The following is a 26,072-nucleotide window of genomic DNA, read 5'->3' as shown; positions in this document are numbered from 1 at the left end:
AAAGGAGGGGCTTTAAAGCCCCTCTTCTTTCGCAATCACCTCTGTGATGTCCATTACTTGTACTTCTTCCCGGTTTTTCGCCTTCATGCCGTCCGTAAGCATGATTTTGCAAAACGGGCACCCTGTGGCGACAACGTCCGCACCGGTGGAGAGTGCCTCTTCCGTCCGTTCTACGTTGATGGTTTTGTCGCCTTTTTCAGGCTCTTTGAACATCTGGGAGCCTCCGGCGCCACAGCATAGGCCAGTGCGTTTATTGCGTTTCATCTCCACCAGATTAGTGTCGATGGAGGCCAACGTTTTTCGGGGCGCTTCGTAAACTTCATTCGCTCTGCCGAGATAGCAGGAATCGTGATAGGCGATCTTTTTCCCTTTGAAATGACCGCCTTCCAATGAAAGTTTACCTTCGTCAATTAGGCTTTGGAGCAATTCGGTATGATGAGTCACTTCGTATTTCCCGCCTAGGTCAGGATACTCATTTTTTAGTGTATTGAAGCAATGTGGACATGATGCCACGATTTTCTTAACGCCGTATCCGTTCAAAACCTGGATGTTGGACTGGGCTTGCATCTGAAATAAGAACTCGTTTCCGGCTCTTCTGGCAGGGTCGCCGGTACAAGTTTCTTCAGGGCCCAAAACAGCAAAGCTGACATTGGCTTTATTGAGGATTTTCACCAATGATTTGATTACCTTTTTGTATTTGTCATCGAAGGCGCCGGCGCATCCTACCCAGAACAAGACATCGGGAAATTCGCCTTTCGCTACCATATCGGCTATAGTGGGGACTTTGTATAGGTCGTTTGTCATGGGTCAGGATTTTTGTTCGGTTGGTTTTTCGTTGGCGAGTTCGGTGGCCCAATTAAAGCGATCTGAGGCCGGGAATTTCCACGGAGCGAAGTTGTTCTCGATATTGGCGAACATCATATTCCATTCGTTTGGAGAAGAAGACTCTTCCATGGCCATATGGCGCCTTAATTGGATAATGATGGAGAGTGGGTCCAAATTAATCGGACAAGCGTCCGTACAGGCGTTACAAGTGGTGCAGGCGTTAAGTTCCTCGTGGCTGATATAGTTGCCGAGAAGGCTTTTTCCGTCAGGAGTATTTTCTCCGTTTTTGGAGCGGAATTCCCCGATCTCCTCGATGCGGTCGCGGGTGTCCATCATTACCTTTCGTGGCGAAAGCATTTTACCGGTTAGGTTTGCGGGGCAATTCGATGTGCATCGTCCGCACTCGGTGCAAGTGTAAGCGTCCATCAGGCTTTTCCAACTGAGGTCTGTCGCGTCTTTAGCGCCCAAGACCGGTATCTCCGGAGTTTCTTCCTCGCCGGTTTCCTCACCCATCATCGATTTTACTTCGGCCATAACTTCGGGCATATTTTTGATTTTTCCTTTTGCCTCAAGTTTTGCAAAGTATGTGCTCGGGAAAGCTAATGCGATATGGAAATGCTTGGAGTAAGTGATATAAAGGGCGAAAGCAAAGATGCCCAATATATGGAACCACCAAGCGGTCCGTTCGGCAACGATAAGAGTTCCAGTGCTAAAATTTGAGAAGAACGGTTTGAGCAATCCGCTAAGGAGAAAAGGCCCCGTGGCGGTGTAACCGACATCTCTTGTCTGCAATACCTGATCGGCGCCGTTCATAGTAAGTATGGAGACCATTAGGGCGATTTCAATCACTAGGATAAGCATAGCGTCCAACACGGGCCAGCGGGTCATTTCAAGGCCTGAGAATCGCTTTACTTTAAGGATGTGTCTCCGGATAAGGAAAACTACGCAAGCGGTGATGACAAGTGTGGCCAGAATTTCGAAAAAGCTGATCAGGGTAGAATAAAAAGCCCCGAGTGCGGTGGCGAAAATCCGGTGGGTTCCGAATATGCCATCGATTACAATTTCGAGCACTTCTATATTGATCAGCAAAAATCCGGAGTATACGCAAAGGTGTAACAGTGCCGGAATCGGTTTTTGGAACATTTTCTTCTGACCGAAAGCGACCAATAACATGTTTTTGAGGCGTTGACTCCTGTCTCCGGATATTTTTTCGGGTTTTCCGGAAAGAATATTATTTCTGATTCTGATTACTCTTTTGGCCACAAGATAAAAAGCCGTGGCGAGAGTCAAAACAAAGATCGCTTGTTGCAAAAGCTTCATACTCAAATGGGTTTATTTGTTTGCTGTTGTTTTTTCTATGTAAAAGCAGTCGAAAAGATCCGGCCAAAAACGTGTATTCGCTCCAAAAAGCCTCTTAAAATGTGTCTGAGACAAGATTTTTTCCGTTACAAAGCCTTGCATATTGGAAAATATGGCCTACATTTGCAGTCCCTTTTGACGGTGATGTAGCTCAGTTGGTAGAGCATCGGACTGAAAATCCGTGAGTCGGTGGTTCGAGTCCACTCATCACCACAAAAGCGTCAGGATTGTCATCTGGTGATGTAGCTCAGTTGGTAGAGCATCGGACTGAAAATCCGTGAGTCGGTGGTTCGAGTCCACTCATCACCACAAATCCTGACCTTTTCAAACGGTGTTGTAGCTCAGTTGGTAGAGCATCGGACTGAAAATCCGTGAGTCGGTGGTTCGAGTCCACTCAACACCACTTTCTTGGCGCTGGTTATTATCCTGGTGATGTAGCTCAGTTGGTAGAGCATCGGACTGAAAATCCGTGAGTCGGTGGTTCGAGTCCACTCATCACCACAAACCAGTGCCAAGTTTATAGACCTTAACGAGGTGATGTAGCTCAGTTGGTAGAGCATCGGACTGAAAATCCGTGAGTCGGTGGTTCGAGTCCACTCATCACCACAGTCGTGTGGCCTTCGGGATTTTTCCCGGAGGCTTTTTTTGTGTTTATGGATGGCGTTTCTCAGCGTTTTTGAGGTTTCTGTTTGTGTATTGTTTTGGGTGCTTTTTTATTAGGGCATAAAAAAAGCGTATAGTAAAATACGCATTCAGTTATGGAATAGGAAGTTTTTTGTTCGAATTATCCAGTTATTGGGATGATATTTTTTGAAACTGTAAGGCTTTGTAGAAGTGGGTTTTCGGGTCTTTCAGTACCAGAAGATAATAGCCAGATGCCAAGTTGTTCGTATTTAGCTTGTAGAATTTATACTTTGAAGCATCCTCGCGAGCGAACACTTTTCCTTGTTTGACTTCCTGCACTTTCGATTTCTGCAAATTGCCGACCACATTGTATAGCTGGAACTGCACGCTCTTGTATTTGGGGTTGGTCACCCGAATATTTATTTCGTTAGTGCTGGGATTGGTGAAAAGCTCCACGTGGTTGGCTGTATTGCGCAAACCCGTCACAGCGTTTTCGCTCTGCGCGTTGGCAATTCCCCCCAGGGTTAGCATAAGTATAATCAGCCCGTAGATTTTTTTCATGCGAAGCTTTTTTAGGTCTCTTCGTTCTATTGACCACCGTTTATGGGCTAAGGTTTAAACGTAGCCCAAAGATATAACGATGTGAATAAGCTTTTCTTGGCAAATAGGGTCCCTAATCGTACAATAATATGACGAGACGTCATATTATGCAATGGCCTGTAAGTTATTTGTACGTAAAAGTTTGAGCTTGGGATTCCGTTTTTCAAGCAACAAACGATCCAAGTTTGTCTATTCGCCATAAAAAGCAGACTGAAAAGCCCATTGGCGGGGCCTTCCGTCCACTTTTTTATTTTTTTAGGTTTAGATTCTTCCGAGTGCTTTTTTGATCTCGGTCAAAATTCTGTCGCCTCCTTTTTCCAGAATTTCGTACGCAACTTCGTTTCCGAGCGTTTCTGGAGAATTCTGAGCCATGTGCTTTTCAAGCTTGATTTCCTCTTTTCCGTCAAGACTAAGGATTCCGCCTGTGAGTTTGACCTCTTTGTCCTCCGTAAGGCTAGCCAGTGCGTACACCGGAACGCTACAGCCGCCTTGCATAGTTTTCAGGAAAGACCTTTCGGCCAACAGGCAAATTTCTGTTTCCGGATGATTGGTGAGTTCTCTTATACGTTCTTTACGTGCCGGGTCAAGGTTTGCGTGCGCTTCTACGGCTACGCTGCCTTGGCCAACTGCCGGAGTGAAAGTGTCGAGAGGGAGAATTTCGGCGATCATGTCGTCGTATTCCATGCGGTGGACGCCGGCGAAGGCGAGAAGCAACGCGTCGCATTGTCCTTCGTCCATTTTTTCAATCCTGCGCTGAAGGTTACCGCGTACGGGAACAGTCTTGATATGCGGATAGTAGCGGTTCAGTGTCGCCAATCTTCGGTTTGAAGATGTTCCCAAGATGATTTCCCTTGAAGAATCCGCCAAGCTAATGCTCTTGTCCCGGCTTACGATAACGTCGTTTACGCGCTCGCGCTCCGTAAAGGCTATCAGTTCGAATCCTTCCGGAAGCTCCGACTGCATATCTTTGGCGCTGTGTACGGCAATATCAATTTCTCCAGATTGTAGCTTATCTTCAATCTCTTCGGTAAAGACTCCTTTGCTCCCAATCTTGGAGATGGTCACGTCTAGGATTTTGTCGCCTTTGGTTTCGATTTTGACGATTTCCGTTTTGAGTCCGCCACGTTCGAGCAGGTCCGCGATATGGTAGGCTTGCCACAGTGCGAGTTTGCTTTTTCGGGTGCCGATTCTGATAGTGTCGTCGTTTCGCATGATTATGTATGTCGGAAGTGCGAGCGCCTTGGGGCGCCGGGCTTGTAATTTATTTTCGTAATAATCTGGCAATGTCAAGCGAAAGGTCCATAAACAGGATCTTCGGATTGGCGTTGCGTTCCAAGTGGTAAAGGGCCGTATTAATCAGTTCAGTGCTTTCCGAAATCTTTTCCGGAGTCAGCGTTTTGGAAAAGCGTTGGACAAATCCCGCCTCATTGCCGGTCAGCCTTGCGATTTTCTCTGTTTGGTACTGATATATGAGCGATTCCCTCATGATATTGAGTCCATATTCCAGTAAATGCCGTCGCTCTACTTTTGTCATTTTCTGAAAAGAGTCCGCCGAAGCCACCAAGCCGGTGAAGTCCCAGCCGTAACACAAACGCATCCAGTTTCGGAACGATTCGTGTCCTGGATCTTCCACCTCTTCGAGAAACGTCAAGGCTTGTTTTATATTGCCGTCTGCCATTACGGCCACGCTTGAGGCTTTTTCTGCTGGGATACCGTAGTTTTCGTTCAGCGTAGCGGAGAGTTCCTCGTCCGAGAAGCCGTTGATTTTGACTTGTTGCGTACGGGAACGGATTGTTGTCAGGAGCTGTTCCGAATGTTGTGACACAAGGAAAAAGAACGTGTCCTGTGGCGGTTCTTCCAAGATCTTGAGCAGGGCGTTCGCTCCTGTTGGGTGCATAAATTCCGGTAGCCAGATCAGCATAATCTTGTAACGTCCCTCAAAAGCTTTCAGCGAAAGGGCGTTGATAATCTGCCTGCTTTCCTCTTTCGAAATGTTAAGCTGTTTGTTCTCTCCTCCAAATCCAAGGGCCCAATCGTCGGAATCGCCATAAGGGTTTTCGGTGAGGAATTTACGCCACGGGTCAAGGAAATTCTTGCTGACCAAATCCAAAGACTTCGTAATCTTGGTGGTTCCGCTTACCGGAAACGAGAAGTGCATGTCAGGATGCGTTAGTTTCGTCATTTTGTGGCAAGACGGACATTGCCCGCACGCATCGTGTTCCTGTCGGTTTTCGCAGAGAATAAAGGTGGAAAAGGCCAGAGCCATAGCCAATGTCGGGCTTCCGGTTGGACCGCTAAACAGTTGGGCATGCGCCACATGGTTGCCTGCCACGGCACCTATTAGTTTTTCCTTTACAGCTTCTTGGCCCTTTATCTCCGCAAACAGCATTCTCTTGGTCTGTGATGATGGAACATTTGCGCCTAAACAAGCGCGGGTATCCTAATCTAGGGCCAAAGCTAAGCAAATGTGGCGAATATAGATAACCTTGGGGCGGGAAAGCTGCTTGCGGAAAACTACGGTTTTGCCTACCAAACCACAGCCAGCGTAATGCCTCCGTACCCATGCCAATCAAAAAACATGTTTTTGATATTGGGAGAATATAAAACGTAGTAAAACTTAGTGGCCAAATGACCGCGCGTATAGGCTATTCCCGAGCTCAAAGTTCCGTAAAAAGGTTCTAATTTGGCCGTTTGGGGACTTTCGCTGTCAAAAGGCGGGCCTACAATCGTGCTGTCATGAATCTGCCAAACAGCTTCGGGATTTATGTAAAAAACGATTTCCGGTGTTCCCGTTCTAGGTCCCAAACCGTGGGTTCTCAAAGTGGATTGCTTAAAAGGTCTCAACCTGCCGAATTCCAGAACTGGGCCGCCCGCAAATTGCGTGATTGTAGAACCTGCGCTACCTCTGCATTTTGCGGTAATCCTGAAGTTCCTTGAGCCGGATATTTCGGATTCCCAGGCGCCGGTAATGTCAATGCCTAAGCTGTTGTGGATTTGATATTCCCACCCCCGGGCCTCATTAAAGCCGAGTAAGCGATGCAGGCCGTTTTGCATTTCTTCGCCTTTGGCCCAAGGTCCGGTCATACTGGCCCTGATTCCGAGGCTGAATATGTTTTTCTGATAAACCCAATTAGTCTCGGCCTCAGCGAAGAGCCACCCGGCGTATGGTCTGTCGAAGTATTTGACTTTTTCCCAAATCTTACTGGCGGTAGTGTAGATTTTCTGACTCAAGGAATAACGGAAAAGCATATTTGGTCTTATGCTGTCGGGGCTCTGTTTTAGCTTTCTGTAAGTGAACTCGAACCCATTAGTGTAATATCGGTCAATGCCTAGCAAAAGGAGGGCGTCGTTTTCAACAGTGAGAGAAACGTGACGGTCGAAAGTTTGCCCTTGGGAAAAGGCGTTTTCGTTGGAAAGCAGAACACATGAGAAAAGATATGTTAAGGTCAAAAAAAAGCGTTTAGTGCCGGGGAGTTCTGTCATGTATTTTCGAATTAAAAATCAGATGAAAGTCCTTGAGGTAAACATGGGGAGTAGCCGTGTTTGTTTTGCTAAATGAAAATAGAAGAGTAAGAAACGTAAAGAATGAGAGTCAGAGGAACAAGATATTGAAAAAGTTGAAGGATTCATCGGGTGGAATGCGTGAAAAAGTGTAAATGAGTTTCGTCTTCATAGGATGTGAGGGGGATCGAAAAACCGTTCTCTTATCATTTTGGCGTATATCAATGCCGATTTTGGGTTGTGGTAATTCAGGATTTAGATAAAAGCAATTGCAAAAACCTTTTAGCTTCATTAATTTCAGAATGAAAAAAATTACAACCTCCAAGACTTTTTAATTATGCGAAAGAGTTATGCGATTGGGGTCGATTTCGGCTCGACGACAGCCCGGGCTTTGCTATTGGACATTAGCGAAGGGACCGAGCTTTTTGTTGCTACCAAAGAATATCCGAAAGGTGTGATTGCGTCATCTGCCGATCCGCATTTGGCCAGACAGGACCCGGATGATTACCTGTTGTGTTTGGAGACTGTGCTGGGCGAAATCGCAAAGAAAGCGAAAGCCGAGGGCATAGATCTGAATAATATTGTGGGAATAGGGACGGCGACAACAGGCTCGACACCGATTCCGGTTGATGAAAATCTGGCTCCGCTATCCAGACAAGAACGGTTTAAGGATAATCCGAACGCCTTGGCTTGGATGTGGAAGGACCATACGGCTTCTGAAGAAGCGAAAGCAATTACCGAATACGGTAAGCAAAACTTTCCCGGCTTCCTGAAGATTTGCGGAAACGCTTATTCGTCAGAGTGGTTTTTCTCCAAAATATGGAAATGCGCCAAAGAAGATTCCGAAGTTTTTGAAGCGGCGTCTACGTGGTTGGAGTTTTCGGATTTTGTGCCGGCTGCTTTGGCGGGAATTACCACCGATTCCGTATTGAAAAGAAACATTTGCGGAGCGGGCTTCAAAGCGATGTTCGACGCCAGTTTGGGTGGTTATCCTCGTTCTGATTTTTGGAATGGATTGGCGCCCGTACTTTCCGGTTTGGCGGATTCGTTGCCCAAAGAAGTTTACGATGTAAGCGAAAACGTGGGAGGCCTCTGTGCCGATTGGGCCGAGCGAACCGGATTGCCTGAAGGAATCCCTGTGGCCGTAGGATTGTTGGACGCTCATGCGGGCGCTATCGGTTCTGGAATATCCGAAGGGGCGATGGTAAAAATCATCGGAACTTCGACTTGCGATATTCTCGTACAGTCTTCGGAAGAACGTTTGGAGGTTCCGGGAATCTCAGGCGTTGTACCCGATTCCGTAATTCCTGGCCTGACAGGTTTAGAGGCGGGGCAATCCGCCGTGGGCGATGTGTTGGATTGGTATATCCGCTGTCACCATAACGGAGACGCCTCAGCGCATGGCGAGTTGACCGAGCGCGCCTCAAAATGCAAAGCAGGCGAAAGCGGACTCTTGGCCTTGGATTGGCATAATGGAAACAGAAACGTATTGACGGATCCTGATCTTAGCGGTTTGCTGATCGGTATGACATTGCGTACCGAAAGTCATGAGATTTATCGTGCGCTTATTGAGGCGACCGCTTTCGGTGCTTTGCGGATTGTGAAGCAGTTGGAAGCAAATGGCGTAACGGTAGACCGAGTGATAAACTGTGGCGGAATCGCTCATAAAAATCCGTTGTTCATGCAGATCTACGCCGATGTGATGAACCGACCGATGTTGGTGGCGGAAGCTAAAGAGGCTGTGGCTTTAGGTTGTGCGTTGATCGGGGCGTCTATCGGGCAGTCGGAAGAGTATTTCCGTGATTTGAGGGACAAGACTTGTCAGCTTGGGGCGGTTGTTTATAACCCGAATTCGGCTTCAGTTCAAGTGTATGCCCAATTATACAGAATTTATGAAGAGCTCCATGACGGTTTTGGCGTGGAAGGCGGCTCTTCGGATTTTTATGGCGTAATGAAGGAATTGAGCGTAATCAGGAAAAATTCCAAAAAGATAGCCCTAGAGGCCGAAGCGTTGTAGTGAATCCTATTGCGGTGTTTTGTGTTGATCGTTAACGGATTGTTTTATCAACAGCCAAATTATCAATACTTGTTAATAATTAAAGGTCATTTGGTGATAATCATGGCTTTGTTTACCTTAAGAGTAGTTTAAAAAAGTAAAGCGAAAGATATTTTTGTGACGGTGATTTTTCGCCTTGAGTGCGATATCTTTTCGGTAAGCGCTAATTTTTTAATCGGCGCTTACTGCTAAAAATACTTTTTGATAAAGGAAAGTGGGTGCGGAGGCCCGCTTTCCTTTTTTGTTTGTATATAAAGTATTATAGCGAAAATTGGACCGTAAGGTTTCGGGAATATCACTTTTTGGTTGAATTACCTTTAATAAAGTTGATGTTTCTTGTCAACCCTTCCAGTTTGGTCCTTTTTACCGCTGATTTTCTGAAAATTTCATTGAAAACGTCTCTGGTTATCTCTTCCCAATCCTTTTTGTTCAGTTTTCCCAAATCTTCGTGAGGCATAAAGTCGGGTTCGTTGTGTGGCTTTGAAAAACGGTTCCACGGACAAACGTCTTGGCAGATGTCGCAACCGAACATCCAGTTCTCTGTCTTCCCTGCGAATTCGCTTGGTATTTCGTCTTTCAGTTCGATTGTGAGGTAAGAGATACATCGGCTCCCGTCCACGGTTTTAGGCGCTACTATGGCGTCAGTGGGGCAGGCGTCGATACATTTTGTACATGTGCCACAATAGTCTTTGACTGGCCCGTCGGGTTCCAGTTCCAAATCGATAATCAATTCGGAGAGGAAAAAGAAAGAGCCCATTTGGCGGTTGAGCAAAAGGCTGTGTTTACCAACCCAACCCAGGCCTGCGCGTTGTGCCCAGGCGTGTTCCAGTACCGGAGCGGAATCTACAAAGGCCCGGCCTTCCACGGCGCCCACTTCTTCCTGAATGGCGTCCATTAGCTGGCGGAGTTTGGCTTTGAGCGTAAAGTGGTAGTCTTTGCCGTAGGCGTATTTTGCTATTTTGTAATTGCCGTCTTGGGCAAGGTCTTGTTCCGGGTAGTAGTTGTAGGCCAAGCTGACCACGGATTTGGCTCCTTCGACGAGTTTAGTCGGATCCACCCGCTTGTCGAAGTGGTTGGCCATATATCCCATTTGGCCATTCATGCCTTGGTTGAGCCAATTTTCCAGATGTCTGGCTTCGTCTTCCAGATAACCGGCTTTGGATATGCCACAAAACGCAAAGCCAAGTTCCGTAGCTTTGCGTTTGATAAATTCGCTATGGTTTTTCATCGTGTGCGGGACGCCCTTACCATTTCTTTTTTTGGAGGTGGTCCCGGGAGGCTTTCCACATCCAAGCCTAAGGCTTTCAGGTCTCTTTTGAACTGTCCGCGTGCGCAATAAGTGACAAGAGAACCGCCGGGAGCAATGCTGTCCGCTACTTTTTTCAAGACATCCAGAGTCCACATATCCGATTGCTTGCTGGGGGCGAAGGCGTCGAAATATACTAGGTCATACGCATTGTCTTCCAGCGTAGTGGCTTGAAGTTTGGCGTGGGTTTTCAGCATTGTCATGTTTTTCGAAAGGCTGAAAGGTTTTCCCCATTTCTGGGCGTGCATTTCTTGGAACAGCTCCTCAAGATTGTCCCCTCCGATCTTCTCAGGGTAATTGAGTGTGGAGACGATGTCTTCGTCTAACGGAAATGCTTCCAGCGTATGATATTCGATCTGAAAAGCTGACTCCGACGCTTTTTGGGCGGTAAGCAGTGCGTTTAGTCCTGTCCCGAATCCCACTTCCAGAATCCGGATCTTCTCGCCGGGATTATTTGCGACAAAATGCTCTATTCCAGCTTTGATAAAAACGTGTATGGACTCATTGACCGCTCCGTGCGAGGAGTGATAAGTTTCGTCGAGTTCGGGTACAAATAAAGAGTGAGAACCGTCCTCGGTCTCTATGATGTTTACCGTCGGCATTTTTTCAGAGAATGTGTCTTTAAGCGTCAAACTAACGCTTTTCAGTAACGTTAGGGTGCGAATTTAATTACTTTTCCAGAATCGATTGGTCTCAGGAGATTGGAAAGTAAAGGATGTTCATTATGTCTGTGAGATGAAGATGTTTTCCAGTTCCGAAAGGTCTTTAATCTCGAAAGTGATGTCTTCATTATGGTTCGTGGCTTCCGGATTGTAATAGACTTGGTCAATTCCCGCGTCTTTTGCGCCCAGAATGTCATCGGACAGATTGTCGCCGATCATAATGGATTCTGAAGGTTGTGCGTTCGCTTTTTGTAAAGCGTAATCGAAAATCTTCCGGTTGGGTTTCTTGCTACCCATACACTCGGAAGTTACCATAATGTCGAAATAAGTTCCGAGACCGCTACAGGCCAGCTTTGTGGTTTGGGATTCCAGAAAACCGTTGGTGATGATATGCAAGGAATAATGCGGTGCGAGCCTTTCGAGAATTCCGTGGGCGTTACCGATAACGTGGGGCTTTCTTGGGCACAACATTAGGAATTCGTCCCCGATGTTGTCCGGTATTTCGTTTTCGGGAGTGCCAAGCTCAAGAAGGGCTTTGGGGAATCGCTGTGTCCGGATTTTTTCCTTGCTGATTTTGTCCTGGTTATAAAGGCTCCAAAATTCCTTGTTTATTCTTTGGTAACTAGCGATAAAATCATTGGCGGAGAATCCATGCCGGGTCAAGTCATACTTTTCGAAAAGAAAAATAAGTGTCTCGGTAGAATTTCGTTCAAAATCCCAAAGCGTGTGGTCGAGGTCAAAAAAGAGATGCTTGTAGCGTGGCATAGGCTAGTGTTTTGGCTTTTGTGCTATAGCTAAAGTTAAGGGTTGGCAAAGCCAAGGCCAAAAAAGATATATATTTTGGTAGTTTTCTGGACTTTGTACAAAAAAAGCCTCGCCTGTATGGCGGGGCTTTATCAGAATGTCTTCGATACGGGATGAGCTTAGCTCTTCTTTCCGTATTTTTTGTTGAAGCGCTCAACACGTCCAGTGGTACGGATGGCACCTTGCTTACCTGTATAGAACGGGTGAGAAGTCGAGCTAACTTCGACTTTAACGACAGGGTAAGTATTCCCGTCTTCCCATTCGATAGTGTCTTTTGTAACTACAGTTGACTGAGTGATGAATTTGTCGTCGTTAGACAAATCGTGGAATACAACAGGCCTGTATTCTGGGTGAATGTCCTTTTTCATATCGAATAGTAAATTATATTTCTTGTCCAAACTCCAAACGAGGGGCAAAGGTAATAAGATAATCTTTTGATGCAAAGCCTTTTGGTTTAAAGTATTGGCTCATTTGGTAAAGGTTGCCCATCGTATTCTTAGACTATATATGAGGACGGTTGTTTAGCCTCCGAAAAGCTGTTGCTCCAAGTCGCCTTTCGGTTTCTTGTCAGGGGCTTCCTCTTTCATGATATCAATAACCTTGAATTCGGTTCTACGGTTTTTCTGCCTTCCTTCCGGATTGTCGCTTCCGTCGGGGTTGGTGTTGGCGGCTATTGGCACCGATTCGCCGTAACCTTTGGCCACTATCCGATTTGGATCTATGCCTTTGGTGATGATATAGCTAACCGCCGATTCCGCCCGGCGCTGCGAGAGGTCAAGGTTATAGTCTGCCTCACCTTTGCTATCGGTATGTGAGCTGAGCTCGATCTTGATTTTCGGATTGTCTTTTAGAATGTCAACGAGTTTGTCAAGTTCTATTGCCGCGTCGGGGCGGATATCCGACTTGTCAAAGTCGTAGTAAATATTCTCAAGTACAATCGACTTGTTGATTTCGAGTTTGTTGAGATAAATCCGAGTAGAGTATTCCTTTTCGGTAACTTGCTTGACGAGTTGTTCTTGCGGAACGGTCTTGCCGATCATGGAGAAGTTCGACCTGCCAGTTAGGTAGTCGGTCTTAATTGCCATGAGCTGGTATTCTTCTTCAGGGTAGACTCTGAACCGGAATTTGCCGTCTTTGTCGCTGGTGGCTTTTCCTAGTACTTCTCCGGTAGAAGAGAAAAGCGTCACTTCGGAATCGGCTAAAGTTGGCTCTGGCGTGTCAGGTCCGTTTTCGGATGCCAGCACTTGGCCGTTCAGGAAGTAATTGACGGTTTTTCTGTTGGGATCGGTATTGATAAAGGTGTAGATGTCATCATCGCCCGATCCGCCGGGACGGTTGGAGCAGAAGAAGCCTTTGCCTTGGCTGAAAAGGAATAATCCGAAGTCGTCGGAAGCGGAGTTGACCGGCATTCCGAGGTTTTTGACCACTATAGTCCCATTTTCCCTTTCCGCCGTAAAGAGGTCGAGGGAACCGAAGCCGGCGTGACCGTCGGACGCGAAGTAGAAAGACCTGTCTCGGGCTACGTATGGGAACATCTCGTTGCCGATAGTGTTGATCTGTGGCCCCATATTGCGGACGTTGCTAAAAGAACCTCGGCTGTCTCTTGTAGCTGCGTAGAGATCAAGACCGCCGTACCCGCCACTCCGGTTCGATGAAAAATAAATCGTATTTCCATCTACGCTGAACACAGGTGTGGAATTCCAGCTGTCCGGATGGTTGAGTTTCATCAGCTTGGGATCGGTCCAAGATCCTTTCACAAAGCGCGTAATATAGATATTGACATCCTTCGTGCTTTTGCGCTTGGTGCTGTTGCCTCTGGCGAAAATCGCCGTTTTCCCATTCGGAGCCAAGGCGAAGCACCCTTCGTTTATGCCTTCTGTATTGAAGAGCTTTCCGAGGCGCTCGATCGAGGTCGTGTCGATGATGGCGCCTTTGGTTTTAGCCCTGTAAATTGCCGAAAAGGCACCTCCAGTGGCTTTGTAGATGTCACCGCCGCCTCTGGTTGAAGTAAAATAGAGGTAGCCTTTATGGTAGAAAGGAGAATATTCGGCGTTCTCTGTATTTATGCGGGTAAGGTTTTTCACCCGGAATACGGCCTTCTTTTCTTTGAGGCTTTCCAGAGCATCGATATTGTTCAAAAGCTTGTCGATTCTCGCCAGCTTTCTGTCCGTTTCGCCTTCATTTTCCTCCTCTTCCGGGCGGTTTTCTTCTACACTTTCCCTGTGATTCAATAAGGTCTCTTTGGCCAAACTGTATTTTTCGTTGCTGACCAGAGCCTTGGCGTAGAAGTATGGAGCGTCGTCGGATGTCGCATTGTTTTCGATGGCCAGCTTGTAGTGCTTTTCGGCCAAGGGAATACGGTTGGAAAGCCGGTAGCATTCGCCGATATAAAACTGGGCTTCGCCGACAGCCAAACCGCTTCGGGCCTGCTTCTCAAAATATTTTATCGCTACCTGATATTCGCCGCGTTCCAGCTTTTTGATCCCCTTCTTTAATTGGCCTTGGGCCAAACAAGAGGCAACTGTTACGAGCAATACGGTGATTATGATGGTGATCCTTTTTCCCATAGTAGAACTAACGGAATTATTTGTACCTGAGATGGCCTGTAGCCGTAAATTTTACAGCATACTGTGACCGCTACGGATTAAGTTAAAAAAATATGCCATTCATACGCTACCAAAAGACACACTATCCATAAAAAAAGTTAAAGAGGACGTTTCGCATGTTGGTTTGGGGAACATAAACGGGAAAAATTGAAGCCAAAAATGCTGATTTTTGTAGATTGTGGGTATTGTGGCGGAATACGCTTATAGTTTTATCCTTTGAGCTTATCCATAGTTAAAGTGTCTTGATGACGAAAAAGACTTGGTTTTTTTGGCCTAGTTTTTCTCTTATGTGTTGCGAAAAAATTTTTCTGCCACGAAAATTGCTCAACTACCTTTTACTGACCGTAGGATTTAGAAAAAATAAATTGACATGAAAACATTTGATTCGGACGTCGAAGCAGCGAAGCACCTATACGAGGCTTATAACCGCCTCACGAAGGAAATCGGGAAAGTGGTCATAGGGCAGGACGAGGTGGTCCGGCAGGTGTTGACGTCCATTTTTTGTAGGGCTCACAGTCTGTTGGTGGGAGTGCCCGGTTTGGCGAAAACCCTTTTGATCAAGACTATTTCCGATGCCCTAGATTTAAGTTTCAGCCGGATACAGTTTACTCCGGACTTGATGCCTTCGGATATCTTGGGTGCGGAGACGTTGGATAAAGACAGAAATTTCGTTTTTATCAAAGGGCCAATTTTCGCAAATATTATTCTGGCCGACGAAATCAACCGTACGCCACCCAAGACTCAGTCGGCGTTGCTTGAGGCTATGCAGGAAAAAACAGTGACCGTAGCCGGAAAGCACTTTAAGCTTGACGAGCCGTTTTTCGTGTTGGCTACTCAAAACCCTATCGAACAGGAAGGAACATATCCGTTGCCAGAGGCTCAGCTTGACAGATTCATGTTCAATATCCAATTGGATTATCCTACTTACGAGCATGAAGTGGAGATAGTGAAAGCCACTACGATGGAAAAACTCGAAGAGGCGTCCAAGATAATAGACAAGGAAGAAATCTTGGCTTACCAAGCGCTTGTCCGCAGGGTTCCGGTTCCTGATAATGTGGTCGAATATGCAGTGAAACTCGTTCACAAGACTCGCCCGACGGGAGATCACGCTCCTAATATCACAAAGCAATATCTGGATTGGGGAGCCGGTCCAAGAGCCTCACAATACCTGATCGTGGCGGCAAAGTGTAATGCGTTGCTTAACGGCAGGTATTCTCCCGAAATAGATGACGTGAAATCGGTAGCCACTCCGATTTTGAGGCATAGAATATTAAGAAACTTTAAAGCCGAGGCCGAAGGTATCTCGGTAGAGGCTATTATCGGAGATCTGCTATAATTTAGGAGTTGCGGGTTTGGGTGTAAGCTATCGTGAGTTTTTTTTCAGAAAATAAGCAGACATGAGAACGGTCTTTTCGATTCTATTGGTGTTGGTATGCGTAGTGACTGGCAAAGCGGGGGAGAAGGTGCTGGATAAGGATCTAGAGCCGTTGAAAGAGCAGGTCATGCTTACTTTAAGGCATATTTACAATGCGGATTCAGCTTCGGCTTCGGCTGAAATTTCGAGCTTGAAAGCACAAATGGGCGACCATCCGGTTATCGGGGTACTTCAAGCGTTGAAGTTGCGCTGGGCTTATGGCGCTTCGTACAAGAAACCGCCTGCTAGCACTGGCACTTTGGAGATGCTGGCGCGGGTAACCGAACAGGTTGAAGACAAGGATAAAAAGCTTAGGACTGATGAGATGAAATTTTTGGCCATGGCCGCTTACGGCCTTATGGCGGAGCAGTATTACTTGGCGGAGAAATCGTACAAAGCGGCCGGGGCGGCCAAATCTATGTACGGTTACCTGAAGGAGGGTTTTGAGTTATGTGACGAATACCCCGAGTTTTTGTGTACGACCGGGATTTATAATTATTTCAGAGTCACTTTTCCCGAAAGGCATCCGCTTTACAAACCATTTGTCTGGTTTTTCAGGAGCGGGGATCTTGAACAGGGTCTAAACCAATTGGAAGAAGCTTCCGAGAAAGCCGTTTATAGCGGAACCGAGTCGAGATTTTACCTTACTCACGTTTTGTTGAGATATGAGAGCGATTTTGCAAGGGCTTTTCCGCATGCGAAATATCTACATGAGGTCTTTCCGAATAATAAAGTTTTTGCGAGTTTATATGCGGAGGCTTGTGTGCGTGTGAATGACTATGAAAAAGCCAGTCATTTAGGAAGCTTGATCTCTAAGGGGAATGATGAGGAACTCCGTAAGCTGGGCAGTTTATTCCAAGGTTTCCAAGCAAAAGAAAATGGAGATCTGGAGAAAGCCAAGCGCCTTTTCCTGTTCGCCACGGAAATGGACCTTTCCAGAAACAAATACTTTGAGCATTTCCAAAGCATGGCGTGGCTAGAGTTAGGAAGGTTGGAGTTGGACGAAGGAAACGATACGAAAGCAAAAGAATATCTAAAAAAAGCCAACAAAGTGAAACGCTATGATGTGGTAGGAAAAGCTTTGGAAGAGTTGCTGTAGCTTTATAGCAATTTGTAAGAAATTGAATTTTAGTACTAAAATTCAAAATGATAAAAGGCGACACCTAATGATGTCGCCTTTTGTTATGCTTGAGTTTTTGGCTCTTATTTCGTACCGATACCGTAGTAAGCGGTCTGACCGTTCGGATAAACCCCCTCGATCAGGATACCGCCTCTGGCTCTTTGTACGTAGCGAAGGGTGGAAGCCAAATCCTGGATATTGTCTATTGGCTGACGGTCAATTCCGGTGATGATAAAGCCTTTTTGCATTCCGGCTTTTTTCCAGATACCGTCTCCCAATTTCACGATTTGCGCTCCGCCTTTGATATTCAGCTTCTGCGCCATTTTCTGTGAAATATCCGCAAACGAAGCTCCGTTAAAATCGAAAGTTTCACCCTCTGGGTTTTTCACGGCCGTAGTCTTGCCGAAGAAGTTTTGCAACGTTACAGTCGCTTTGCTTTTCTTGGAACCTCTCAAGTATGTAAGCTGTACTTTGTCGCCCGGTTTGTATTGGGCAATCGCTTCCTGAAGTTCGGCTACGCTTGTAACTTTGTGCTGGTCAACGGCTGTGATAACATCGCCTTTTTCAATCCCTCCTTTTTCCGCGGCGCTGGCTTCTTGTACTCCGGCTACATAAACACCGCTGTATGTGTCAAGGTCGTGCTCTTTGGCGAGTTCCGCATTGATGGTTCTGATTTGAACACCTAGGATAGCGCGTTGCACTACGCCGTATTCTTTCAAATCGGACATCACTTTCTTGACGATCGTGACAGGAACCGCAAACGAATAGCCCGCATAGGCCCCGTTCGGCGAAGCGATGGCGCTGTTAATGCCGATCAACTCACCGCGAAGGTTTACCAAAGCGCCTCCGCTATTACCAGGGTTTACGGCTGCGTCAGTTTGGATAAACGACTCAATTCCGTATTCCTCGTTTCTCAGGATATTGATGTTTCGCCCTTTGGCGCTGATAATACCGGCGGTTACGGTTGACGTCAGGTTAAAGGGGTTGCCCACAGCCAATACCCACTCCCCGACTTGCGAAGCGTCAGAATCGCCGTATGGAATCGCTGAGAGATTTTCAGCGTCGATTTTAATCAAAGCCATATCTGTACGAGGATCCGTACCGATTACTTTTGCGCGGAACTGACGGTTGTCGTGCAATGTCACTTCCACTTCGTCGGCGTTTTCCACCACGTGATTGTTCGTGGCGATATAGCCGTCGGTAGTGATAATCACCCCCGACCCTGAGGCTTCGGCTCTTTGTGGAGGGCCCTGACGCCTTCTGCGAAAGCCGAAAAATTCTTCCAGAGGATCTACCATTTGGCCTCCGCCCGATGTTTCATAAAATGTTTTGATATGGACCACTCCGGGAGTGGTGGCCTTGGCCGCATCCACGAAGTTTAGGTCAGAATCACTGGGAAGACCTTGAGCGTTGGTTGCCGGAAGGTTGGCGAACTGGATATTTTGGCGCCCCGCCGTTTCTGTGGCGGCAGGTTGGTCATAGGATTGGTCGTCACTGTTGCCCCAATAGGCAATGCCGCCGATGGCGGTCAGGCCCCCGATAAGGGCCGCGGTGACTGCGGTTAAGAGCAAATGCCTCTTCTTCATATTGCCGACTTTTTGAGTACCTTGAACGTAAGTTTCGTGTTCTAAACTTAAAAAAACGCAAGAAGTTCTTGAATGCCCCGTTATTCCGGAAAAATAAATGCTGGCGGGCGTCCTAAACTTCTGAAATCTTTTTACGCACACTTTTTTAAAGTGGTTTTAGTATTAACATTTTTTAACATACCTAAAAAAGCCTAATCTAGACGCTACTTGGGAGTATATCAGAATAATACTTTTGAAGCTCCGGTTTCTGCGGTCTGAGTGTCAGGGACTTGTTTTTAGTGGTTTTGTTTTGCCGAATATTTTAGCTCAAGGGTTTGGATTATTAAACGGACTCATGCATATTTGCACTCCCATCTCGGAAACAGCCTTTAACGGTACCGGGAAGCGGGATTTAACATTCCTCCTTAGCTCAGCTGGTTAGAGCATCTGACTGTTAATCAGAGGGTCCTTGGTTCGAGTCCAAGAGGAGGAGCAAGCCTACGGCTACCATTCTTACGCAGGAATAAACATTCCTCTTTAGCTCAGCTGGTTAGAGCATCTGACTGTTAATCAGAGGGTCCTTGGTTCGAGTCCAAGAAGAGGAGCAAGCCTACGGCTACAATTCTTGCGTAGGAATAAACATTCCTCTTTAGCTCAGCTGGTTAGAGCATCTGACTGTTAATCAGAGGGTCCTTGGTTCGAGTCCAAGAAGAGGAGCAAGCTTAGGCTACCATTCTTACGCAGGAATAAATATTCCTCTTTAGCTCAGCTGGTTAGAGCATCTGACTGTTAATCAGAGGGTCCTTGGTTCGAGTCCAAGAAGAGGAGCAAGCTTAGGCTACCGTTCTTGCGTAGGAATAAACATTCCTCTTTAGCTCAGCTGGTTAGAGCATCTGACTGTTAATCAGAGGGTCCTTGGTTCGAGTCCAAGAAGAGGAGCAAAACCGGAGTCCGAAAGGTTCCGGTTTTTTTTATGCCTATTTCTATCCGGATCCAGAGGTTTAGGCCTTTTGATGGTGTTATTTTTGTACGGAACGTTTCAAATTGCCTGATCTTTTTCGATATTACCTATTCCGTTCCGGTATAAATCAATTACTATAACCAAGATTGTTACGTGAAAGAAGAGGAAGCCAATATAGTTACTTTTGATGAGTTTGATTTTGAGCCGGCGTTAGAGGACAGCCTGGTGTCGATGGGTTTTGAAAAAGCCACTCCGATACAGGGAAAAGCCATTCCGGTTATTATGGGTGGCAAAGATTTGATCGCTTGCGCCCAAACCGGAACAGGAAAGACAGCCGCTTTTTTGTTGCCGGTTATTAATGAGTTGGAAAAGAATCCTTCGGAGAAAATCAGGGTTATGGTAGTGGTGCCTACCCGCGAGCTGGCGCTTCAGATCGACCAGCAACTCGAAGGTTTCGGTTATTTTTTGTCCGTCAGCGGAATCGCGATTTACGGCGGCAGCTCAGGAGCCAACTGGGAAACCCAACGGAGCGCGTTGGTTCGCGGTGCGGATGTGGTGATCGCCACACCTGGCCGTATGATCGCCCATATGAAGCAAGGCTACGTGGATATGAGTGGCGTAACGCACTTGATTCTCGACGAAGCCGACCGAATGCTCGATATGGGATTCTTCAACGATATTATGGAGATCGCCAACCAATTGCCGCAGGAAAGGCAGACGCTGATGTTCTCGGCGACTATGCCTCCGAAAATCCGGAAATTGGCCAAAGAACTTCTCAACGAGCCCGAAGAAATCACAATTGCAGTCTCGAAAACCGCCGAAGGCGTTCTTCAGGGCGCCTACATGGTGTACGAGGAGCAGAAAATTCCGGTCATCGTGGATTTGCTCCGTGGAAAAGAGGAAGAACTTCCGGCCGTAATAATTTTCTGTTCTACAAAATCAAAAGTAGACGAACTGGCCAAACAACTGCGCCGAGCGAAAGTGGCGGCGAAAGGCCTGCACTCCGATCTTGACCAACAGGAACGCGAGGAAGTTTTGATGGAATTCCGCAACAAAAAAGTCCATGTGCTGATCGCTACGGATATTTTGTCGAGGGGAATCGATGTGGAAGACATCAGCTTGGTGATGAACTACGACGTGCCGAAAGATCCCGAAGATTACGTGCACCGCGTAGGCCGTACCGCCCGTGCGCAACGCAAAGGTCTGGCCATGACATTTATCACCAAAAGGGACCAAGGTAATTTTGCCCGCGTGGAAGAACTCATCGGAAAAGAGATTCCGAAAGTTAGCCTGCCGGAAGAGGTTTACGGAAAACAACCCGAATATACCGGCGGAAAAGGCGGCGGAGGAAATTATTCCCGTGGCGGAGGCGGTGGCCGCCGCAGACCGCAACGCGGTGGAAAAGGAAACGGCGGAAGAAGAAAATCCGGCGGTAACCGCGGCGGAAAACGCTCATAAATAACACGCCCTTTTGCGTCAGAAAAAATTCAGCGTCCGAAACCCGGACGCTTTTTTTGTGCGAAATAATTCACGCCTAAGCCATCACTATTGTTTTTTCGCGCACATTTCAACAAGAATACCCGAGTTTGCCTAAAAGTTCGGCCCCTTTGCTCACGCCTTTCTTTTTCTTGCGGGCCGACACGATTTAATTTTTGAATATGAAAAAAGCATCGCTTTACGCCGGTTATCTCTGCGCCGTACTATTCTGTTTTTGCGCATGTTCGTCGCCGTTCTCCACCGAAATGGTTTCGCCCGACGGAAATCTTAAAGTTTTATTCCGCAACGACGGAGGCAAACCCGTTTTTACTTGCCTTGCGGGCAAAGACACTCTTTTTATTAACTCGCGCTTGGGCCTAGTCACCGATCTCGCCGATTTTAGCGACAGCGTGAATATTAATTCCGTTCGCGAACTTCAGGCTTCCTATTCTTGGCAACCAGTTTGGGGAAAAAATAAAATCGTTCGTGACGAACACCGAGAATACCGTTTCGATTTCGAGAAAAACGGAAAAAAACTCGGCTTGGTAATGCGGCTGTACAACGACGGCTTCGCTTTTCGTTACATCCTTCCCGAAGGAGCGAAAGAAGTCAAAATTTTGTCAGAGGCTTCCACATTTAATATGTCCGATGACTTTACTTGCTGGGCGGCGAACGGCGAGCGCCATAATCTCGGGCCGGTTCCCGCCTCAAAAATTTTAAGCGTAAAAGGGAAGGGAAATCACAAGAAAAAAGGAATCCACCTTCCGCTAGTGGCCAAAGCGAACGCAAACCGCTATTTCGCCATCCATGAGGCCGGAATTTTTGATTTGGCCCCTTTCAAGCTCGTTTCTGCGGGCGAAAAAAGTTTCGGGCTTTCTTCCGCCCCTTCCAAAGCCACGGGCGGAACGCCGACTTCTTGGCGAACCGTTTTGGTCGGCGAAAAACCGGGCGATTTGGTAGAGTCAGATTTGGTGATGAACCTGAACCCCGAACTGAAACTCACGAAAACCTCTTGGATAAAGCCCGGAAAAGTGCTCTGGGATTGGCGCGTAATGGACTACCAAGCGCCTGACGGCTTCGTTTACGCCCAGAATACGGCGTCGCATAAAAGATTCATCGATTTCGCTTCGAAAAATAACGTGCAACACCTGATCATCGACGCCAATTGGTACGGCCCGGAATTCGCCAAAGAATCTGATCCGACTTCTTCCGAAGGCGCCGTGAACATCGAAGAAGTGATGGCTTACGCCAAAGCCAAAAACGTAGGGATAATTCTTTATCTCAACGACGTGGGCGCAAAACGCTTCGGTTTGGAACGCGTGCTCAAACAATTTCATGACTGGGGCGGAGTGGGCGTCAAGTACGGTTTTATGAAAGGAAAAGGCCAAGACAAAGTGGAGCACACCCGCAAAGTCATCGAACTTTGTGCGAAAAACGAGCTGATGGTCGATTTTCACGACGGCCCAGTGCCTCCGAGTGGCGATCGCCGGGCTTTTCCAAACGTAATGGCTCGCGAATATTGTCATGCGCAAGCCGATGCCAAGCGTTCGTATTATCCGGAAACGGCCGTGACCGCGCCGTTCGTGAATATGATCGCTGGACCGCTCGATATGACTAACGGCTGGTACGGGCTGAACGAAGCGCATAGTCGCCAAAAAGTTTTCCAAGTTTTGCCCGGAACCGTAGCCGCCGAAACAGCCAAGACCGCAGTAGTCTTCAGCGGATGGACAGTTTTGCCCGACGCGCCGGAAGAGTACGAGAAAAAAGCGGACATCTTCGAATTTATCCGCGAACAACCGGTGAATTTCGACGGGCTCCGAGTGCTTAACGGAGAAATCGGCGAATATATCACCGTTGCCCGCCCCGCCGGTGACGCGTGGTTCCTCGGTAGCCTAACAAATCGCGACTCCCGTTCGCTCGACATTTCCCTCGACTTTTTGGAGAACGGAAAGAAATACCGCGCCACGCTCTACGAAGACACTCCCGACTCGCACTACGAAAACAATAAGGAAAGCTACAAAATCCGCGAAATAACCGTGGACAACAAAACGGTACTGAAAGCCAAGATGGCTCCCGGCGGCGGACACGCTGTTTGGATCCGCCCCGCCTAAGACCTGAAAAGTCGAATTTCTAGGTGAAAATTCGCAAGGAGCTCCGTTTCGGGGCTCCTTTTTTCGTTCCCGAATTCCGATAAAAAATCGAAAGCGGTATTTTTAATGAAAATTTCAAGGCCTTTGGCCCGTAACAAACTTTGTAATTTCAAAAGCGGTAAAATAGAGAGAGACTCAGTAAGCTTTCGGTAAAATAAGCTGGCCTTGAGGAATGAGCGTTAAGAAATTTGGTTCCACGGACCGTTAAAAAATATCCACTGTTTGACTGCAAGGAGTTTGGTGATTTTAGGGCTGTGGAACCAAATTTTAGCTCAGGCCTCACAGCCGAAGAGATTTTTTGGTCACTTTTTGATCTCAAAAAGTGACACCGGAGCATCTTAAAACCCGAAATCTGAAGGTTTCGAAGCGCTCTGATTTCAGAAAATCGAAATAACCGACTCTTTATCCATTGCCCAAATTAAACTTTCCAGATTTTTATGAGAAGATTGACAGTGGCGTTGGCCCTTTTCATTTTCGGAGCGCTAACCACCGCCCAAGCCGCGGACTCCGACCGATTTTTCAAGAAATACCCGCAAGCCCAAAAAGGCATCGAAGAATTTTGCGCTCGCTCCGTACACCTCGACCACATCGACTACAAAAACGAAGTGGCCAGACAGCGCAAAGCCTTTTTGAAAATAGCCAAGCACGTAGAAAAAGGTCTCACCGCGGATCAGACCGAAAAACTCGAATGGTCACTTTTGCGCTGGAGTTGGCAGTACGGAAACAGCAGGCTCGACAGTGGCCTTCCTGTGGATTGGACAATGGTTTTGTTCGAATTTAGAAGGCATACAGGATTAAAAGATTGAGTATGAGAATCGCCATTTTTTCGGATATACACGGCAAAATTCTTCTTCCGTTCAAATTGGTGGACGCCTACCAAAATGAGACGGGAAAGAAAATAGATTTGATTTTGCAGTGTGGCGACGTTGGAGCTTTTCCGGATTTATCGGTTTTGGACAAGGCTACGTTAAGGTATGCGGAAGAAGATCCCGATGAACTGGGTTTTCATGACGACTTCGTGCGTGAGAAAGAAGAGATTAGGTCTTTTCTGGATCGGGTGGACGTAAAAATGGTTTGTGTTCGGGGAAATCATGAGGACCATGATTTTTTGGACCGGCTTGAAGCCGAAAACCCGGATAGCGATATATTTCCCGTGGATGCTTACGGCAAAGTTTGGTTTTGCAAAAGCGGAAAACCGTTGTCTTTCGAAAAAAATGGAGAGAAAATCTCTTTTCTGGGCATAGGTAGAATAGGGGACCCAAAAAATCGTGACAATAAACGTTACGTCCAGGATTATGAACGCCGGGAAATCCGCAAAGCGCTGAAGAAGGCTAACGGTTTCGACCTACTTTTGACTCACGATAAGGCCACCGGAAACGGAGGAGTTGGCGGAATGCCCGAAATCCGCTTTTCGCTGGATAACGCTTTTTTTGCGTATCATTTTCACGGCCATACCGGCGAGCCGTTTTTTGAGCGCAAAGACAGCAATGGAAAAACGGTTACCTGTAAAATCAAAGAGCTGGAATTTTCCAAAGGAGGAGCACTGGAAGCCGGAAGCATGATCGTTCTAGAGAAGAAAAACGGAAAACTGGGCGAAATTCAGAAGGTCGGACAAAAAGTGCTCTCTTGCGCCACTCGTTTTGGTTGGAAATACCTTTGATATCCGCTTATAGCCAATTTCTTCGCAACCAACCGCCCCCGCACAAGTTACACGGATATAAACCGCCGGAATTCTCGGCGGCATGTTCCGTGAAAAAACTTTGCGTATGCGCGTTTTACGTACACTTCTTCTGGCCATAGCCGTGGCCGGCATGTTTTCCTGCTCCACTTACAAACGTTACCACACCGTAACGCAAGGCCGGACCGCCGAGAAAAATTTCACCGCCGAATTCCCTTTCGAAGATGACGGCGGGCTGATCAAAATAAAAGTGGCCATCGACGGAAACGACTACGATTTCATGTTCGACTCCGGCAACGACCTCACCATGGTCGACGAACAACTTTTGCCCTATATCGGATACAAATCCAACAACGTGTCGGGCGAGATTGTCGGCTCTTCGCAGCGCGCCAAGATCAACCGTTATATTACCGTAGACGAATTTGATATCGGGGGCGTGAAGTTTGAAAAAACCGGCGCTTTTTCCGGCGATATGACCTCGCTCAACGAAGCTTTGGGCTGCGGAAAGTTCCACGGAATTATCGGCAGCAATTTGATGCGGAAAGCCAAGTGGCAGATCGATTACAAAAACAAAGTGATTCGCGTAACCGGCCACAAAGGCGAGTTGCCGCAATCGCCAAACGGAATAACGCTGAAAATGAAAGCCAAATCCTACGGTGGAGCCAAAGGACTGGTAAAAATGGGTCATGTAGAAACCGAATTCACCTTCGACACCGGCTTTAACGGAGACTTCAGCGCCAACAAAGCCGTTTTCGACGCCATTTCCGAGCGCGAAGCCATACCATACGCCGTTTCCGACGGCCAAAGCAACTTCTCCGTCTACGGCGCCAACATTTCCCGCGACTATTACGCCCGCATACCCACCTTCGAAATAGGTCCGGTAGAGCTAAAAGACCAGATTATACAGTTCGGCTCAAAATCCGTCAACCTTATCGGCAACGGGTTTTTCGAACACTTTATAGTCACCTTCGACTGGAAAGCCAAAACCCTGCGCCTGGATCCCGTAGCCGATTTCGGTCGCGAAGAACTGAACGGATATCCGTACTTCTTCGGCCCGAATTATAAAAATAACTCCATAGAGATACTCGGAAGCTGGGAAGGCCACACCGGCGACGAGAAAATTCCGTTCGGAGCGAAATTCATAAGCATAAACGGGCACAATGTCCGCAACCTTACCACCCAAGAACTCTGCAACTTCTGGAACACAAAAGCCTCGGAAATCCTCAGCGACAAAATAGACGCCGTAATACTGGTCAACGGCCAAGAAAAAGCCATAACCCTACGCCGACGCTCATTGCTTCCGAAAGATTGAATTCAGTAAAGAGTACAAAGTAAAGCGTAAAGAGTATTCAAGCGAAGTCGCTA

20 protein-coding genes and 10 tRNA genes are annotated in these 26,072 nt (G+C 47.2%); 18 read left to right on the top strand and 12 right to left on the bottom strand.

Annotated elements, in window-relative coordinates:
- Positions 1 to 12: 12 nt before the first annotated feature.
- Together AABK39_RS17060 and AABK39_RS17055 are read right to left on the bottom strand one after the other, a co-directional pair.
- A complete protein-coding gene (locus tag AABK39_RS17060; protein WP_338392534.1) occupies positions 13 to 804 on the bottom strand; it encodes a (Fe-S)-binding protein in 792 nt (263 codons plus the stop codon).
- A 3-nt stretch (positions 805 to 807) separates the two neighbouring features.
- Positions 808 to 2,145: a (Fe-S)-binding protein gene (locus AABK39_RS17055; RefSeq protein WP_338392533.1), complete on the bottom strand. Its 1,338-nt coding sequence runs from the start codon at positions 2,143 to 2,145 to the stop codon at positions 808 to 810.
- Between the two features lie 179 nt (positions 2,146 to 2,324).
- Here AABK39_RS17055 and AABK39_RS17050 point away from each other — a divergent pair.
- From AABK39_RS17050 to AABK39_RS17030, 5 genes are all read left to right on the top strand, one after another.
- Positions 2,325 to 2,397 (top strand) — tRNA-Phe (locus tag AABK39_RS17050).
- 23 nt (positions 2,398 to 2,420) lie between these two features.
- Positions 2,421 to 2,493 (top strand) — tRNA-Phe (locus AABK39_RS17045).
- Positions 2,494 to 2,514: 21 nt separating this feature from the next.
- Positions 2,515 to 2,587 (top strand) — tRNA-Phe (locus tag AABK39_RS17040).
- 25 nt (positions 2,588 to 2,612) lie between these two features.
- Positions 2,613 to 2,685, top strand: a tRNA-Phe gene (locus AABK39_RS17035).
- Positions 2,686 to 2,717: 32 nt separating this feature from the next.
- A tRNA-Phe gene (locus AABK39_RS17030) sits at positions 2,718 to 2,790 on the top strand.
- Between the two features lie 186 nt (positions 2,791 to 2,976).
- On the opposite strand, the gene AABK39_RS17025 is transcribed toward AABK39_RS17030, so the two are convergent.
- The 4 genes from AABK39_RS17025 to AABK39_RS17010 form a co-directional block, all read right to left on the bottom strand.
- Positions 2,977 to 3,369 carry a T9SS type A sorting domain-containing protein gene (locus AABK39_RS17025; protein ID WP_338392532.1) on the bottom strand — a complete coding sequence of 131 codons (393 nt, stop codon included), beginning with the start codon at positions 3,367 to 3,369 and terminating at the stop codon, positions 2,977 to 2,979.
- A gap of 300 nt (positions 3,370 to 3,669) precedes the next feature.
- Positions 3,670 to 4,620 carry a hydroxymethylbilane synthase gene (hemC, locus tag AABK39_RS17020; RefSeq protein WP_338392531.1) on the bottom strand — a complete coding sequence of 317 codons (951 nt, stop codon included), beginning with the start codon at positions 4,618 to 4,620 and terminating at the stop codon, positions 3,670 to 3,672.
- A 49-nt stretch (positions 4,621 to 4,669) separates the two neighbouring features.
- Positions 4,670 to 5,797, bottom strand: a complete 1,128-nt coding sequence (locus tag AABK39_RS17015; RefSeq protein ID WP_338392530.1) for a DNA polymerase III subunit — start codon at positions 5,795 to 5,797, stop codon at positions 4,670 to 4,672.
- Positions 5,798 to 5,934: 137 nt separating this feature from the next.
- A complete protein-coding gene (locus AABK39_RS17010) occupies positions 5,935 to 6,858 on the bottom strand; it encodes a lipid A deacylase LpxR family protein (RefSeq protein WP_338392529.1) in 924 nt (307 codons plus the stop codon).
- Positions 6,859 to 7,246: 388 nt separating this feature from the next.
- On the opposite strand from AABK39_RS17010, the gene AABK39_RS17005 reads away from it, so the two are divergent.
- Positions 7,247 to 8,926, top strand: a complete 1,680-nt coding sequence (locus AABK39_RS17005) for a ribulokinase (RefSeq protein ID WP_338392528.1) — start codon at positions 7,247 to 7,249, stop codon at positions 8,924 to 8,926.
- A gap of 334 nt (positions 8,927 to 9,260) precedes the next feature.
- On the opposite strand, the gene queG is transcribed toward AABK39_RS17005, so the two are convergent.
- The 5 genes from queG to AABK39_RS16980 all read right to left on the bottom strand — a co-directional run bounded on the left by queG (position 9,261) and on the right by AABK39_RS16980 (position 14,304).
- Positions 9,261 to 10,193 (bottom strand): tRNA epoxyqueuosine(34) reductase QueG, encoded by a 933-nt coding sequence (gene queG / locus AABK39_RS17000; protein ID WP_338392527.1) that lies wholly within the window; start codon positions 10,191 to 10,193, stop codon positions 9,261 to 9,263.
- Positions 10,190 to 10,903: a tRNA (5-methylaminomethyl-2-thiouridine)(34)-methyltransferase MnmD gene (gene mnmD / locus AABK39_RS16995; RefSeq protein ID WP_338392526.1), complete on the bottom strand. Its 714-nt coding sequence runs from the start codon at positions 10,901 to 10,903 to the stop codon at positions 10,190 to 10,192. Before mnmD ends, queG begins: the two co-directional genes overlap by 4 nt.
- A 90-nt stretch (positions 10,904 to 10,993) precedes the next feature.
- Entirely contained in the window at positions 10,994 to 11,698 is a 705-nt protein-coding gene (locus AABK39_RS16990) for a YjjG family noncanonical pyrimidine nucleotidase (RefSeq protein ID WP_338392525.1), read from the bottom strand.
- Between the two features lie 158 nt (positions 11,699 to 11,856).
- Positions 11,857 to 12,105: a type B 50S ribosomal protein L31 gene (locus AABK39_RS16985; protein WP_338392524.1), complete on the bottom strand. Its 249-nt coding sequence runs from the start codon at positions 12,103 to 12,105 to the stop codon at positions 11,857 to 11,859.
- 153 nt (positions 12,106 to 12,258) lie between these two features.
- Positions 12,259 to 14,304, bottom strand: coding sequence for an OmpA family protein (locus tag AABK39_RS16980; RefSeq protein ID WP_338392523.1), 2,046 nt, complete (start codon positions 14,302 to 14,304; stop codon positions 12,259 to 12,261).
- A 409-nt stretch (positions 14,305 to 14,713) separates the two neighbouring features.
- Between AABK39_RS16980 and AABK39_RS16975 the strand changes: the two genes are divergently transcribed.
- Both AABK39_RS16975 and AABK39_RS16970 read left to right on the top strand, forming a co-directional pair.
- The gene (locus tag AABK39_RS16975; protein WP_338392522.1) at positions 14,714 to 15,679 is read left to right on the top strand and encodes an AAA family ATPase; all 966 of its coding nucleotides are present in this window, start codon (positions 14,714 to 14,716) and stop codon (positions 15,677 to 15,679) included.
- A gap of 61 nt (positions 15,680 to 15,740) precedes the next feature.
- Positions 15,741 to 16,856: a tetratricopeptide repeat protein gene (locus AABK39_RS16970; RefSeq protein WP_338392521.1), complete on the top strand. Its 1,116-nt coding sequence runs from the start codon at positions 15,741 to 15,743 to the stop codon at positions 16,854 to 16,856.
- 104 nt (positions 16,857 to 16,960) lie between these two features.
- Here the strand turns inward: AABK39_RS16970 and AABK39_RS16965 are convergent, their stop codons facing one another.
- Complete coding sequence (locus AABK39_RS16965) at positions 16,961 to 18,463, bottom strand: Do family serine endopeptidase (protein ID WP_338392520.1); 1,503 nt, start codon at positions 18,461 to 18,463, stop codon at positions 16,961 to 16,963.
- 398 nt (positions 18,464 to 18,861) lie between these two features.
- Between AABK39_RS16965 and AABK39_RS16960 the strand changes: the two genes are divergently transcribed.
- From AABK39_RS16960 to AABK39_RS16915, 10 genes are all read left to right on the top strand, one after another.
- A tRNA-Asn gene (locus tag AABK39_RS16960) sits at positions 18,862 to 18,935 on the top strand.
- Positions 18,936 to 18,973: 38 nt separating this feature from the next.
- Positions 18,974 to 19,047, top strand: a tRNA-Asn gene (locus AABK39_RS16955).
- A 38-nt stretch (positions 19,048 to 19,085) separates the two neighbouring features.
- Positions 19,086 to 19,159 (top strand) — tRNA-Asn (locus AABK39_RS16950).
- 37 nt (positions 19,160 to 19,196) lie between these two features.
- Positions 19,197 to 19,270: transfer RNA gene (locus AABK39_RS16945), tRNA-Asn, on the top strand.
- Positions 19,271 to 19,307: 37 nt separating this feature from the next.
- Positions 19,308 to 19,381: transfer RNA gene (locus AABK39_RS16940), tRNA-Asn, on the top strand.
- A gap of 175 nt (positions 19,382 to 19,556) precedes the next feature.
- Positions 19,557 to 20,861, top strand: a complete 1,305-nt coding sequence (locus AABK39_RS16935; protein WP_338392519.1) for a DEAD/DEAH box helicase — start codon at positions 19,557 to 19,559, stop codon at positions 20,859 to 20,861.
- 200 nt (positions 20,862 to 21,061) lie between these two features.
- Positions 21,062 to 22,990, top strand: coding sequence for a glycoside hydrolase family 97 protein (locus AABK39_RS16930; RefSeq protein ID WP_338392518.1), 1,929 nt, complete (start codon positions 21,062 to 21,064; stop codon positions 22,988 to 22,990).
- A 476-nt stretch (positions 22,991 to 23,466) separates the two neighbouring features.
- Positions 23,467 to 23,835, top strand: a complete 369-nt coding sequence (locus tag AABK39_RS16925) for a hypothetical protein (protein ID WP_338392517.1) — start codon at positions 23,467 to 23,469, stop codon at positions 23,833 to 23,835.
- 2 nt (positions 23,836 to 23,837) lie between these two features.
- Positions 23,838 to 24,689, top strand: a complete 852-nt coding sequence (locus AABK39_RS16920; protein ID WP_338392516.1) for a metallophosphoesterase family protein — start codon at positions 23,838 to 23,840, stop codon at positions 24,687 to 24,689.
- Between the two features lie 106 nt (positions 24,690 to 24,795).
- Positions 24,796 to 26,019, top strand: a complete 1,224-nt coding sequence (locus AABK39_RS16915; RefSeq protein WP_338392515.1) for an aspartyl protease family protein — start codon at positions 24,796 to 24,798, stop codon at positions 26,017 to 26,019.
- Positions 26,020 to 26,072: the final 53 nt, after the last annotated feature.

The sequence above is a fragment of the Fulvitalea axinellae genome, assembly GCF_036492835.1.
In the GTDB taxonomy this organism is placed as follows: domain Bacteria; phylum Bacteroidota; class Bacteroidia; order Cytophagales; family Cyclobacteriaceae; genus Fulvitalea; species Fulvitalea axinellae.
This window is presented reverse-complemented; position numbering and strand designations above follow the sequence as displayed.